Origin of the sequence: Saccharopolyspora sp. (assembly GCF_017434145.1) — a bacterium.
GTDB classification, from domain to species: Bacteria; Actinomycetota; Actinomycetes; order Mycobacteriales; family Pseudonocardiaceae; genus Saccharopolyspora_C; species Saccharopolyspora_C galaxeae.
The window spans coordinates 25,310-37,772 of record NZ_JAFRFW010000483.1; the positions used below are offsets into that span (position 1 = coordinate 25,310).

A 12,463-nucleotide genomic window follows, 5' to 3' on the forward strand; every position below is an offset into this window, starting at 1 on the left:
AGCTGGCAGTCACAGCAGCCAGGCGACCCCACCTGCGGCGGCGAGCACGGCCAGCACAGCCAGCACCGCCGCCATCACCTTGGCCGTCTTCCACATCGCGGCGACACCGCCGGCGAGGAAACCCGCCACGGCGAACAGGACCAGCGGTGCGAAGTTCACAGCGCGCCCTTGGTCGACGGCACCACACCCGCGAACCGCGGGTCCGGTTCGGTCGCCGCGCGCAGCGCACGAGCGATCGCCTTGTACTGGGCCTCCGCGATGTGGTGCGGGTCCCGGCCGTGGATCACCCGCACGTGCAGGTTGATCTGCGAGTGGAACGCCAACGATTCGAACACGTGCCGGTTCAGCACGAACGGGTAGTTCCCGCCGATGGTGAAGCTGTTGTACTGCTCGGGTTCCCCGGTCAGCACGCAGTACGACCGGCCGGACACGTCCACGGCGGCGTGCGCCAGCGTCTCGTCCATCGGAATCCAGGCGTCGCCGAAACGGCGAATGCCCTTCTTCGCACCCAACGCCTGCCGCAACGCCTGGCCGAGCACGATCGCGGTGTCCTCGACGGTGTGGTGCGCGTCGATGTGCACATCACCCGAAGCCTTGACCTTCAGGTCGAAGGCCGCGTGCGTGCCGAGCGCGGTGAGCATGTGGTCGTAGAACGGCACCGTCGTGTCGACGTCGACCTGCCCGGTGCCGTCGAGGTCCAGTTCGACGAGCACCGACGACTCCTTGGTGGTGCGCTCCACCCGGCCGGTGCGGGCGGTACCCGCGGCGTTGTCGGTCATCGGGCGTTCTCCTCACTCGCCTCCACCAACGGCTTGCTGGCGTCCAGGAAGGCGTCGTTCTCCTCCGGTGTGCCGATGGTGACCCGCAAATGCCCCGGGATGCCGACGTCCCGGATCAGCACACCCGTCTCCAGGTAGCGCTGCCACGACCGGTGCGCGTCCGCGAACGGCCCGAACAGCACGAAGTTCGCGTCGCTGTGCACCGGCGAGAAGCCCATGTCGCGGAGCGCCTGCACGACCCGATCACGCTCGTCGGACAGCGCCTGCACCGAACCGAGCGTGGCCTCGGCGTGCCGCAGCGCCGCACGCGCGGCCGCCTGCGTCACCGCCGAGAGGTGGTACGGCAACCGCACCAGCAGCAGCGCGTCGATCACAGCGGGAGCGGCGGCCAAATACCCCAACCGGCCGCCGGCGAACGCGAACGCCTTGCTCATGGTGCGGCTGATGATGAGCTTCTGCGGGAACTCCGCGAGCAGCCCGATCGCGCTGGGCTCCGAGCAGAACTCGATGTACGCCTCGTCGACCACCACGACACCCGGCGCGGCGGCCAGCACCGCCCGCAGATCGGATTGCGCCACGACCTGGCCGGTCGGGTTGTTCGGGCTGGTCACGAACACCACGTCCGGCCGCCGCTCGGCCACGATCGCCGCCGCCTGCGCGCCGTCCAAGCTGAAGTCCGCGCGACGCGGCGCCGGGGACCAGTCCGTGCGGGTACCCGCGGAAAGGATCGGGTGCATCGAGTAGGAGGGCTCGAAACCCAGCGCGGTCCTGCCCGGTCCGCCGAACGCCTGCAGCACCTGCTGCAGCACCTCGTTCGAACCGTTCGCGGCCCACACGTTCTGCTGCGAAACCGCGACACCCGTGGCACCGCTCAAGTACGCGGCCAAGTCCTCCCGCAGCTCCACCGCGTCCCGATCCGGATAACGGTGCAGCTCGCGCGCCGCCTCGCGCACCGACGCGGCCACGTCCTCGACCAGCTCCGGGGGCGGCGGGAACGGATTCTCGTTGGTGTTCAACCGCACCGGCACTTCGAGCTGCGGAGCTCCGTACGGGCTGCGGCCGCGCAAGTCGTCGCGCAGCGGAAGGTCGGTCAGCGCCACGTCGGCGCCGAGCACGTCACTCATGTTTCTCTCTTCGCGGGGTGTTGATCAGCGGTCGAGTCCGGACGGGAAGCGGGCCGCGACGGCCTGCCCGTGCGCGGGCAGGTCCTCGGCGTCGGCGAGCGCGACGACCTTGCCCGCGACGTCCCGCAACGCCTGCTCGCTGTAGGAGACCACGTGGATGCCGCGCAGAAAGCTCTGCACGCTGAGCCCCGAGGAATGCCGTGCGCACCCACCGGTCGGCAGCACGTGGTTGGAACCCGCGCAGTAGTCGCCCAGCGACACCGGCGCGTGCGGTCCGACGAAGATCGCGCCGGCGTTGCGCACCCGCGCGGCCACCGCATCCGCGTCGGCGGTCTGGACCTCCAAGTGCTCGGCGGCGTAAGCGTCCACCACCCGCACGCCGTCTCCCAGCGTGCTCACCAGCACGCATCCCGACTGGTCACCGGTGAGCGCGGTGCGGATGCGCTCTTGATGCCGGGTCATCGGCACCTGGCCGTCCAGCTCGGCGTCGACGGCGTCCGCGAGTTCCGCCGAGGTCGTGACCAGCACGCTGGCCGCGAGCGTGTCGTGCTCGGCCTGGCTGATCAGGTCGGCGGCCACGTGCGCCGGGTCGGCGGTGTCGTCGGCCAGCACCGCGATCTCGGTCGGGCCGGCTTCGGCGTCGATGCCGATGATGCTGCGCAGGTGCCTCTTGGCGGCGGTGACGTAGACGTTGCCGGGGCCGGTGACCAGATCCGCGGGGGCGAGTTCGGCACCGTCGGTGTCCGCTGCACCGTACGCCAGCAGCGCCACGGCCTGCGCACCACCGACCGCCCACACCTCGTCGACCCCGAGCAGTTCCGCGGCCGCCAGGATCGTCGGGTGCGGCAGGCCGTCGAAAGCCTCCTGCGGCGGTGAGCAGACCACCAGCGACTCCACGCCGGCGGTCTGCGCGGGCACCACGTTCATCACAACGCTCGACGGGTACACCGCCAGCCCACCCGGCGCGTACAGCCCGACCCGGGACACCGGAACCCACCGCTCGGTGACCGTGCCGCCCGGCACGACCTGCGTCGTCACGTCGGTGCGACGCTGATCGTGGTGCACTCGGCGAGCGCGGTCGATGGACTCCTCGAGCGCCACCCGCACCTCGGGGTCCAGCTCGTCGAGCGCCCTGGTGAGTTCGGCTGCGGGTACCCGGACCTGCTTGGGCCGGACCGAGTCGAAGCGCTCCGTGTGCTCCAGCACCGCCTCCACACCGCGGTCCCGCACCGATTCGATCACCGGCCGCACCCGGTGCAGCACGTGCTCCACGTCCGTCTCCGCGCGCGGCAGCTTGGTGCGCAATTCGGCGGTGGACGGAACTCGACCGCGCAGGTCGGTACGGGTGAGCATGAGCGTCCTTTCGACTCGGGTGACGCTGCCACCAGGGTAATCGGCCCGGACCGGGGCGTCCGATGCGCATGGTGCGGCGAATGGGAAAACGGTGAGCAACTCCTTGCGACGTAAGTCGGTTGCCAACCGGTCCGCTACTCGGGGAACCTCATTGATCACAATCAGTGCTCGATCGGAGGCCCGATGTCCAGCGCACGGCGCAGAGCAGCAGCGGTGGCGGCCACCGCATCCCTGGTACTGCTACTACCGGCCCAGGCGGGGGTGGCCGCGCCAGGCGGCACCGCCCAGCCCGGCGGAGTGGCCGTTTACACGGTGCCCGACACCGACAGCCGCATCCGCACCGACCTGAACGCCTCCGGAGCCCAAGTGCTCGGGGTGCAGGACGGTGTGGCCACCATCGAGGCCACCGGCGAAGAGGCTGCGCAGCTGCGCGAACGCGGCCTGGCACTGCACCTGCAGGCCGCCAACGCCGAAGTGCTCGCGCAGCGCAACGCCAAGGCGGGGGCGCGGGACTTCCCACCCGGCGACGAGGCGTACCACAACTACGACGAGATGGTCGCCGAGCTGGGCAAGGCTGCCGCCGACCATCCCGACCTGGCCGCTCAGTCGAGCATCGGCAAGAGCTTCGAGGGCCGGGACATCCCCGTGCTCAAGATCAGCGACAACGTGGCGCAGGACGAGGACGAGCCCGAGGTCCTGTTCGACTGCAACCAGCACGCGCGCGAACACCTGACCACCGAGATGTGCCTGCGCGTGGTCAACCGGCTCACCGACAACTACGACGACCCGGCCGTCAAGGACATGGTGGACAACCGGGAGATCTGGGTGATCCCGTCGGTGAACGTCGACGGCTCGACCTACGACGTGGAGTCCGGGCAGTACCAGGGCTGGCGGAAGAACCGCCAGGACACCGGTACCGACCTCAACCGCAACTGGGGTTACAAGTGGGGTTGCTGCGGCGGCGCCAGCGACGATCCGCAGGACGAGACCTACCGGGGCAGCGCCCCGTTCTCCGCGCCGGAAACGGCCGCGATCGCCGAGTTCATCGATTCCCGCGTGGTCGGAGGCGAGCAGCAGATCAAGTCCGCGATCGATTTCCACACCTTCTCGGAGCTGGTGCTCTGGCCGTTCGGGCACACCCCGGACGACGTCACCGAGGGCATGACCCAGCAGGAGCACGACCGCTTCGAGCGGGTCGGCAAGGAGATCGCCGGGACGAACGGTTACACCCCGCAGCAGTCCAGCGATCTGTACACCACCGACGGCGACAGCCTGGATTGGATGTGGGGCAAGCACAAGATCCTCGCGTTCACGTTGGAGATGTACCCCTCCAGCGGTGGCATCGACGGGTTCTACCCGCCGGGTGACGTGATCGATCGGGAAACGGCCCGCAACGACGCGGCCGTGGACATCGTGATCCGGGAAGCCGGCGCCTGAGCTGTTCCCACCCCCGACCGGCGGGCCGTTCGCCAGTTGCGCACGGCCCGCCCTCGGCCGTCGCCGGGTCGCTACGATCGCCGGGTTCGCGCCCGCGGTAGGCGAGGAGGCCGGCGATCGGCAGCGATGACGAGATTCTCGAGAGGCTGGCCGACATCCAGGGCGAACCTGATCTGCAGCGGCCGAACGCGGCGCGCATGTACGACTACTTCCTCGGCGGAACGCAGAACTTCCCCGCTGACCGGGTCGCCGCGCAGCGACAGCTGGGTCTGCTGCCCGCCACTCGCGTCGGGGTCCGCGAGAACCGCGCTTTCCTGCGACGGGTGGTGCGGCATTGCATCGGACGCGGAATCCGCCAGTTCCTCGACTTGGGTTCCGGCATCCCCACTGCGGGGAACGTGCACGAGGTGGCGCTTCGCGACGCACCGGATTCCGTGATCGCCTACGTGGACCACGAACCCGTGGCCGTGGCGCACGGGCTTCGGCTGCTGCATGACGAACCGAACGTCACCGTCACCCAGGCCGATCTGGCCGAGCCGCGGGACGTGCTGTCCGCCGCCGGCGTGCGCGGATTGCTGGACTTCGACCGGCCGATCGCCGTACTCGCGCTCTCGGTGCTGCATTTCGTGCCGGACGAGTCGGATCCTGCCGGGATTCTCGCGACTTACCGGCGCTCCTGCGCCCCGGGCAGCGTGCTGGCGATCAGCCACGCTTCCGGCGCGGGCCTGACGACCACCCAGGTCACCGAGGGACTGCGCATCTACGACGAAACGCCGACTCCGCTGACGCTGCGCCCCGCCGACCGCGTGGACGAGTTGCTGGCCGGCTGGTCGGTCGTTTCGCCTGGCGTGGTCCCGGTCGTGGACTGGCGACCGGAGCACCAGGTCGACCCGGACGTTCGCGAGGCCGTCGGCAACGGCTGGGCCGCGGTGGCGGTTGCGACGGAGGCGTGACCGGGCGCGGGCGCGCCTCGGTGCCCTGGCCACTGTCAGTCGGTGGTCAGGTGAGGTGGTTCGTGGTGTGCCCGGTTGCCGGGCCTCGGTGTTCGCGCGGGGTCGACCCATGCGGGTGGGGTGAAGACCGGGCGTCCTTGGTGGAGCTGGATGTTCCAGTGCTGCGCGTGGATGACCGTGTGGTGGTGGGCGCAGAGCATGACGAGGTTGGTCAGTGCTGTGTGGCCGCCGTCGGCCCAGTGGCGGATGTGGTGTGCTTGCGCGGTTCCGGGTGGGTGGTCGCAGCCGGGGAAGGCGCAGCTGCCGTCGCGGGCGAGCAGGGCCGCACGCAGGTGTGGTGGGGCGGAGCGCTGTGCCCGGCCGACGTCGAGAGGGCGGCTTTCGCCGTCCAGCAGGACCGGCAGGATCTCGGCGTCGCAGGCGATGCGCCTGGCGTTGTCCGCGGTGATCGGCTGGCCGGTGGTGTCGATGGTGCCGCCGAATCTCGCGGCGGCGTCCTCGGCGGTGCCGCGCAGCTGGTCGACGTTGATGGTCACGGCCATGTGCGGACGCTGCCCGCCGGAGCGCGGCAGGGCATCCGAGCCCAGGGAGGTCTCGAGCAGTTCGGCGAACGCGTCGGCACGGCGTTTGCTTGCCGAACGCATGTCGCGTTCGCCGGTGTTCTGTGCTCGCTCGCCGGTGTTCTGTGCTCGTGGGCCGGTGAGCGGTTCGAGCGCGGCTCGCAGCTTCGCGCCGGTTTCCCGGTCCAGTCGTCCTTTCAGCACGGTCATGCCGTCGCGTCCGGTGGTCAGCTGCAGCTCGCGGCGTTCGATCTGGTTCTGCTCCTCGCGCAGGGCACCGTCCTGGTCGAGCAGGTACCGGATGCGACGGGCCAGTACTTCCAGCTCACGTGGTGAGAGCTTCTTCGCCTCGTCGGCGAGTAGTTCTTCGGCCTCGGCGCGCCGCTCGGCGCTGGTCCACGGCGGCAGTGCCGCGATGCCGTCCACGATCACTTTCGCGTGGGCCAAGCTCATCTCCCGCGCCCGGAGCACGCCCGCCGTGGCAGGCAGCGACGGGGCCTGCTGGAGCCCTCCGGGCTCGGTGCGGTCGGTTACGGCTCGTGCCACGACCACTCGGGACGTCGCGTCCCCGGCATGGATGTTGAGCATCTCCCGCAGCCACACCGGCATCGAGCGCGTCCCGGCCGCGGTGTGCAGGCCGCGCTGCTCCGACTCGGCGATCTGCTCCGCCTGCCACACCAGGGCGGCGCGGATCACCGATTCGCAGTCGGCGATCCCGGCGACGAGTTCCTCGTCCGAGCGCGCGGCCGCCGCCCGATCGCGGCAACCGAGAAGTTCCTCCACAGCGGCTGCGACATCGAGGACGTCCTCCGCCTGCTGCCTTCGACCCGCGTGTGCACCGGCATCGCCGGACGACAGCACACGCCGCGGCTCGGGCACGGACTGCTCCGAGTCGCGAGGGGGCGGCACATCGACGAACGAATCCACGCCATCGAGCGTTCCAGCTCGAACACGGGTTCGTCATCACTTGATCAGGGTGTATCCACCGCAAAAAACCAAACACACCGCAAAACCGACATCAGCGGCTGCGGAGCACTGCGACGCACTTCTCGCTCAGCGCTGCAGGCCACTCAGCGCTGCAAGGGCCTACTCAGCACTACGCCAGTAACGGCGAGGGCGAGCCCGGAGCCTCGCCCGCGCCGGCTCGTGCGTCCGGAGGGAGCGGCTCAGGACAGCAGCAGAACGATCACGCCCACCACGATGCCGATCAGGACCACGACCGCCGCCGTGATCATGACGGCCCGAAGCTGCGGCTGCTGCTCCTTGGCCTCCGTCTGCGCTCGCTCGCGCCACTGCATGAACGTGGTGCCCTCGCCGCTGTCGCTCACGTCTGTCTCCCACTCGTCGTGTGCTGCTTATGGCACCGCCCGCGGCCGTTCCGCGAACTTGTGGGCAATCACGATGCCACATCGGCGAGATCACATTAGGACCACGTACCCGGCGGGCGGATCCAGGCAGCTCCGGCTGGTGCCCGATCGCAGCGCCGCGGCACTGCCCGGCCGAGGCGCAGCCGGTGCTGCCGATCCGGCACGTGGTGGAGGCGTCGAGGATGGCGGTCACGCCGCAGCAGATCAACCCGCCGGAAGACGAACCCGATCGTGGCGCGCGACTCGGGCGTGGCGCCCTCCTGCGGTGCTCGCGGAGGCAGGTGATCGCGGGGGCGGCTGCGACGTGCTCTCCGCCGCCCGGCCTAAGCAACCGGCCGCGGCAGCACCTGCACGGCGTACTCGCAGCTCAGCGCATCGCCATTGGCGGGGTCACCGAGTTCGGCACGCCACGAGCCGGCGAACTGGTCGACGGCCGGGTCCATCGGAATCGTGCCCGACAGCAGCACCGTTCCCGGCTCGGCCAAACCCCACGCACGAAGCTCACCGAGCCAATACGCCGGAGTGAGCAGCTCCGCGAGGGTGCCGTGCTGGATGCGCCGCCCGCCCGCCCAGGCGGTGAGCGTTAGTTCGTCGATCCGGTCGGCCACGTCGACCAGCCGCCACGCACGACGTCCCAGCACGTCCGGTCCGGCCTGCTTGCTCCACGCCACGCCGTGCACTTCCAGTTCCCGGTCGGTGTGGTCGCAGGCCGCGGTCAGCAGCACGTCGCGTTCGTCCGCGCCTGCGATGACCAGTGCCCATTCCGCTTCACCGGAGGTGCGGGCGTGCTGCACCGGCACCTCGGCGACCTGCATCGCCAGGTACGGCGCGATCGGGTAGAGGCTGGGCGTGCGGGTGGGCGCGGGCACCCCCAGTTCGGCGAGTTCGGCGACGTGCGCGGCAACGTCGTCCTGGCGGCGCCCTGCGTAGCCGGCGTTGAGCAGGGTGCGGACCGGCACCTCGACGGACTCGCCGGCCACATCGAAACAAAGCGGAGACATCGAGCCCTCCCAATCGGCATACTTCTTGTATACAGTTCGTATCACGCTTGCGGCCGCCCGCGCCGCCGATGTGACGAACCCCGTCGACAAGGAACCCGGATGCAGCTCGCCGACACCCCGACCCGGCCGCCGCGGAAAGACCTGATCAAGGCGTTCACCGCCGCGCTGTCCGGCACCTCGCTGGAGTGGTACGACTTCGCCGCCTATTCGGTCGCCTCCGCCCTGGTCTTCGGCGACCTGTTCTTCCCCAGCCAAGACCCGCTCTCCGGCACGTTGCTGGCGTTCTCCACCTACGCCGTCGGATACCTGTCCCGGCCGTTGGGCGGTTTCGTGTTCGGCCGCCTCGGCGACGTGCTCGGGCGCAAGCAGGTTCTGGTGACGACGCTGCTGCTCACCGGCATCGCGACGGTGCTGATCGGCCTGCTGCCCACGCACGGCCAGGTCGGTTCGCTCGGCGCGGTGCTGCTGGTGACGCTGCGGTTCGCGCAAGGCGTCGGCATCGGCGGCGAATGGGGCGGCGCGGTGCTGCTCTCCAGCGAGTTCGGCAGCGACAAGCAGCGCGGCTTCTGGGCATCCGCCGCGCAGATCGGCCCGCCTGCGGGGAACCTGCTGGCCAACGGGGTGCTGGCAGCGCTGGCGGCGTTGTTGAGCACGCAGCAGTTCATGGCGTGGGGCTGGCGGATCGCGTTCCTGCTCTCGGCGGTGCTGGTGATCTTCGGACTCTGGATCCGGGTGCGGCTCGAGGAGACACCGGTCTTCCAGCAGCTCAAGCGCGAAGGCGAGCAGTCTTCCGCACCACTGCGCGAGGTGTTCACCCGCGAACCCCGCGCGCTGCTCGCGGCGATCCTTTCCCGGGTCGGGCCGGATGTGCTCTACGCGCTGTTCACGGTCTTCGTGCTCACCTACGCCACCAAGGAGCTCGGTCTGCCGCAGAGCTGGGCGGTCGCCGGCGTCATGCTCGGTTCCACTTGCCAGCTCGCGCTCATCCCGGTCGCCGGTTGGCTGTCCGACCGCTGGGGTCGCCGCCGGGTCTACGCGCTCGGGGCTGTCGGCGGCGCGGTGTGGCCGTTCCTGTTCTTCCCGCTGATCGGCGGTGGTTCAGCGCCGATGCTGGTGGTCGGTGTCGTCGTCGGGCTGCTGTGGCATTCGCTGATGTACGGGCCGCAGGGCGCTTTCGTCTCCGAGCAGTTCAGTCCGCGGCTGCGCTACACCGGTTGTTCGCTGGCCTACACGCTGGCCGGAGTGATCGGCGGCGCGTTGGCTCCGCTGCTGTTCACCTCGCTGGTCGCGTACTTCGACAGCTGGATCGCACCGGCCTGCTACCTGTTCGGGACGTGCGTGGTGACGCTGGCCGGACTGGCGATCAGCCCGCGAGCAGCACGTGCCGAGTAGCTTCCAGGTGCGCGCTGATCGCCGCATCGGCCGCGGCGGCGTCCCCGGCGGTGAGCGCCTTGAGGATCGCGTCGTGCTCGTCGAGCACCGCGTTGCGGCGGTTGGCGGCCGAGAACAGGGCGACGATCCCGGCGCGCACTTGGCGCGCCCGCAGCCCGTCGTAGCTCTTGTTCAGCATGTCGTTGCCGACCGCGTGGACCAGCGCGGTGTGGAACCGGTGGTCGAGGTCGATGAACCTCCGCGTGTCGGCATCGGCCGGTATCGCCCGCTGCTCGTCGAGTTCGGTGCGCATCGCCGCGAGCGGAACGGTGCCGAGCTCCAGGGCCCTGCGCGCGGAGTACTGCTCGATCATGCCGCGCAGCTCGAACAGCTCCCGGATCTCGCGCCCGCCCACCGGTGCGATGTAAGCGCCGCGTTTGGGCACCAGCTGCACGAGTTCCTCGGCGGCCAGCAGCAGCAGCGCTTCGCGGATCGGCGTGCGGGACACTCCGATGTCGTCGGCGAGCGCCTGTTCGTTCACGAACCGGCCCTGCATGGCGGGATCGCTGAGCACGGCGTCTTTGAGATGCTCGTAAGCGAGCTGGCGTCCCGAGGTCAACGGTGGCTCCTCGCGCATGTTCACCGACGTTGCATATTGCTGGTATACAACAGTGTAGAGGCGAAGGAAGGCGGAACCCATGCGCGTGGCGCTGTGCCAGATCGTGTCCACTCCCGAGCCGGCGGCGAACCTGGAACTCGTCGCAGACGGCGTGCGCCGGGCCGCCGAGTCCGGCGCGGACCTCGCGGTGTTCCCGGAGGCCACGATGGCCTGCTTCGGCACGAAGCTGGGCCCGCTGGCCGAACCGCTGGACGGCCCATGGGCGAGCGAGGTCCGGCGCATCGCCGACGACGCCGGGATCGCCGTCGTCGCGGGCATGTTCACCCCCGCCGATGAAGGCCGGGTGACCAACACCCTGCTGGTCACCGGGCGCGGGCTGGACGCGCACTACGACAAGATCCACCTCTACGACGCTTTCGGGTTCGCGGAATCCCGCACCGTCGCACCCGGCGCCGAACCGCTGGTGGTGGACCTCGCCGGCACTCGTTTCGGCGTAACGACCTGCTACGACGTGCGCTTCCCCGGACTGTTCACCGCGCTGACCGACCAGGGCGCTTCGGTGATCGTCACCGCGGCGTCCTGGGGCGCGGGCGAGGGTAAGCGGGACCAGTGGGAACTGCTCGTGCGCGCACGCGCGCTGGACAGCACCTCGTGGATCGCGGCGTGCGGGCAGGCGGACCCGCGAACCCGGGGGATCGAGCCGAGCGGCAAGGCGCCCACCGGCATCGGCTACAGCACCGTCGCAGGCCCGCTCGGCGCAATCCACGCGCAGCTCGCCGATGCCCCGGACGTGCTGGTCGTCGATCTCGATGAGGAGCCCGTGCAGCAGGCGCGCGGCAGCGTCCCGGTGCTGGCGAACCGCAAGTTCTGAGCGCGGCGCGCGCTCACATGTCCAACCCGATGTCCAGCGCGGGCGACGAGTGGGTCAACGCACCTACAGCCAGGTAGTGCACCCCGGTGTCGGCGTAGCTGCGGGCGACGTCGAGGGTGAGTCCGCCGGATGCTTCCAGCTCGGTGCCGGGTGAGACCTCGCGGGTGCGGCGCACCGCATCGGCGCAGTCCGCAGGGCCGAAGTTGTCCAGCAGGACCAGCTCGGCGCCCTCTTCCAGCACCTCGTCGAGCTCTTCCGGAGTGGACACTTCGATTTCGGCGGGCAGATCCGGCGCGTGTTCCCGGCAGGCGCGCAGCGCCGCGACGACCGAACCGGCCGCGACGACGTGGTTGTCCTTGATGAGCATGGCGTCGCCGAGCCCCATGCGGTGATTCACCCCGCCGCCGCTGCGCACCGCGTACTTCTGCAGCACCCGCAGGCCGGGCAGGGTTTTGCGGCTGTCCCGGATGCGGCAGCCGGTGCCTTCGACGGCACGCACCCATTCCGCGGTCGTGGTGGCGATGCCGGAGAGGTGGCAGAGCAGGTTCAGCGCGGTGCGTTCCGCGGTGAGCAGGCCGCGAACCGGCGCGTGCACGCTCAACGCGCTCTCCCCCGGCATGATCATGTCGCCGTCGGTTCGGCTGTGCAGCACCTTGTACCCGTCCGGGCCGAGGACTTCGTCGAGCACCGCGCGGGCGACCGGGATTCCGGCCACGACGCCGGCCGGGCGCGATCGGAACTCGGCTTCGGCGATGGCGTCCACCTGCACCGTCGCCTCCGTGGTGGCGTCCAGCCCGTAGCGCAGGTCCTCGGCGAGCGCGGCCCGCACCAGCGCGCGCACTTCCTGCGGGTCCAGCCCTGCGGAGCGCAGTTGTGCCGTGGTCGCTTCGGACAGCGTCATGCCACGCTCCTCACGGGTTCGCGATCGGTGCCCAGCAGCCGGCCCGACACGTCCAGGCGCAGCGGAATGCTGCGCCGCCAGCGTACGTCGTCCGGGTTCGGATGGTCGTTGCGCAAATGGCTGCCGC

The 12,463-nt window shown here is 70.1% G+C and carries 13 protein-coding genes; 4 read left to right on the plus strand and 9 right to left on the minus strand.

Translation table 11 applies throughout. From position 1 onward, the window contains the following. Window positions 1-9 precede the first annotated feature (9 nt). Genes IJH84_RS13430 through hisD form a run of 4 tightly spaced genes read right to left on the minus strand, consistent with a single transcriptional unit; the run spans window position 10 to window position 3,256 of the window. Window positions 10-159 carry a hypothetical protein gene (locus IJH84_RS13430; RefSeq protein WP_200069997.1) on the minus strand — a complete coding sequence of 50 codons (150 nt, stop codon included), beginning with the start codon at window positions 157-159 and terminating at the stop codon, window positions 10-12. Beyond that, window positions 156-779, minus strand: a complete 624-nt coding sequence (hisB, locus tag IJH84_RS13435) for an imidazoleglycerol-phosphate dehydratase HisB (RefSeq protein WP_200069998.1) — start codon at window positions 777-779, stop codon at window positions 156-158. The genes IJH84_RS13430 and hisB overlap by 4 nt, the downstream gene beginning before the upstream one ends. Beyond that, the gene (locus IJH84_RS13440; protein WP_295144764.1) at window positions 776-1,903 is read right to left on the minus strand and encodes a histidinol-phosphate transaminase; all 1,128 of its coding nucleotides are present in this window, start codon (window positions 1,901-1,903) and stop codon (window positions 776-778) included. The genes hisB and IJH84_RS13440 overlap by 4 nt, the downstream gene beginning before the upstream one ends. Before the next feature lie 24 nt (window positions 1,904-1,927). After that, window positions 1,928-3,256: a histidinol dehydrogenase gene (hisD, locus tag IJH84_RS13445; RefSeq protein ID WP_200070000.1), complete on the minus strand. Its 1,329-nt coding sequence runs from the start codon at window positions 3,254-3,256 to the stop codon at window positions 1,928-1,930. Between the two features lie 183 nt (window positions 3,257-3,439). On the opposite strand from hisD, the gene IJH84_RS13450 reads away from it, so the two are divergent. Next, on the plus strand, window positions 3,440-4,693 hold the full coding sequence (locus IJH84_RS13450; RefSeq protein WP_295144769.1) for a M14 family metallopeptidase: 1,254 nt from the start codon (window positions 3,440-3,442) through the stop codon (window positions 4,691-4,693). Between the two features lie 173 nt (window positions 4,694-4,866). Continuing rightward, window positions 4,867-5,646: an SAM-dependent methyltransferase gene (locus IJH84_RS13455; RefSeq protein ID WP_295144786.1), complete on the plus strand. Its 780-nt coding sequence runs from the start codon at window positions 4,867-4,869 to the stop codon at window positions 5,644-5,646. 35 nt (window positions 5,647-5,681) lie between these two features. Here IJH84_RS13455 and IJH84_RS13460 read toward each other — a convergent pair whose 3' ends face one another. The 3 genes from IJH84_RS13460 to IJH84_RS13470 all read right to left on the minus strand — a co-directional run bounded on the left by IJH84_RS13460 (window position 5,682) and on the right by IJH84_RS13470 (window position 8,574). Then, window positions 5,682-7,133, minus strand: a complete 1,452-nt coding sequence (locus tag IJH84_RS13460) for an HNH endonuclease signature motif containing protein (protein ID WP_295144772.1) — start codon at window positions 7,131-7,133, stop codon at window positions 5,682-5,684. Between the two features lie 239 nt (window positions 7,134-7,372). Further along, on the minus strand, window positions 7,373-7,534 hold the full coding sequence (locus IJH84_RS13465) for a hypothetical protein (protein WP_200070004.1): 162 nt from the start codon (window positions 7,532-7,534) through the stop codon (window positions 7,373-7,375). A gap of 362 nt (window positions 7,535-7,896) precedes the next feature. Beyond that, window positions 7,897-8,574: a DUF2848 domain-containing protein gene (locus IJH84_RS13470; RefSeq protein ID WP_200070005.1), complete on the minus strand. Its 678-nt coding sequence runs from the start codon at window positions 8,572-8,574 to the stop codon at window positions 7,897-7,899. Between the two features lie 99 nt (window positions 8,575-8,673). Here IJH84_RS13470 and IJH84_RS13475 point away from each other — a divergent pair, with 99 nt between their 5' ends. Next, window positions 8,674-9,966 (plus strand): MFS transporter, encoded by a 1,293-nt coding sequence (locus tag IJH84_RS13475; protein ID WP_295144776.1) that lies wholly within the window; start codon window positions 8,674-8,676, stop codon window positions 9,964-9,966. Here IJH84_RS13475 and IJH84_RS13480 read toward each other — a convergent pair. Continuing rightward, a complete protein-coding gene (locus IJH84_RS13480; protein WP_233627335.1) occupies window positions 9,938-10,564 on the minus strand; it encodes a GntR family transcriptional regulator in 627 nt (208 codons plus the stop codon). The two genes, IJH84_RS13475 and IJH84_RS13480, sit on opposite strands and share 29 nt — an antisense overlap. A 79-nt stretch (window positions 10,565-10,643) precedes the next feature. Between IJH84_RS13480 and IJH84_RS13485 the strand changes: the two genes are divergently transcribed. Beyond that, window positions 10,644-11,435, plus strand: a complete 792-nt coding sequence (locus IJH84_RS13485) for a carbon-nitrogen hydrolase family protein (RefSeq protein WP_295144780.1) — start codon at window positions 10,644-10,646, stop codon at window positions 11,433-11,435. Between the two features lie 13 nt (window positions 11,436-11,448). On the opposite strand, the gene nadC is transcribed toward IJH84_RS13485, so the two are convergent. Further along, window positions 11,449-12,336 carry a carboxylating nicotinate-nucleotide diphosphorylase gene (gene nadC, locus IJH84_RS13490; RefSeq protein ID WP_295144783.1) on the minus strand — a complete coding sequence of 296 codons (888 nt, stop codon included), beginning with the start codon at window positions 12,334-12,336 and terminating at the stop codon, window positions 11,449-11,451. Window positions 12,337-12,463: the final 127 nt, after the last annotated feature.

Coding starts and splice junctions, on each gene's coding strand:
- IJH84_RS13440 (WP_295144764.1), bottom strand. CDS start 1,903: ATGAGTGACGTGCTCGGCGCCGACGTGGCGCTGACCGACCTTCCGCTG.
- hisB (WP_200069998.1), bottom strand. CDS start 779: ATGACCGACAACGCCGCGGGTACCGCCCGCACCGGCCGGGTGGAGCGC.
- hisD (WP_200070000.1), bottom strand. CDS start 3,256: ATGCTCACCCGTACCGACCTGCGCGGTCGAGTTCCGTCCACCGCCGAA.
- IJH84_RS13485 (WP_295144780.1), top strand. CDS start 10,644: ATGCGCGTGGCGCTGTGCCAGATCGTGTCCACTCCCGAGCCGGCGGCG.
- IJH84_RS13450 (WP_295144769.1), top strand. CDS start 3,440: ATGTCCAGCGCACGGCGCAGAGCAGCAGCGGTGGCGGCCACCGCATCC.
- IJH84_RS13475 (WP_295144776.1), top strand. CDS start 8,674: ATGCAGCTCGCCGACACCCCGACCCGGCCGCCGCGGAAAGACCTGATC.
- IJH84_RS13470 (WP_200070005.1), bottom strand. CDS start 8,574: ATGTCTCCGCTTTGTTTCGATGTGGCCGGCGAGTCCGTCGAGGTGCCG.
- nadC (WP_295144783.1), bottom strand. CDS start 12,336: ATGACGCTGTCCGAAGCGACCACGGCACAACTGCGCTCCGCAGGGCTG.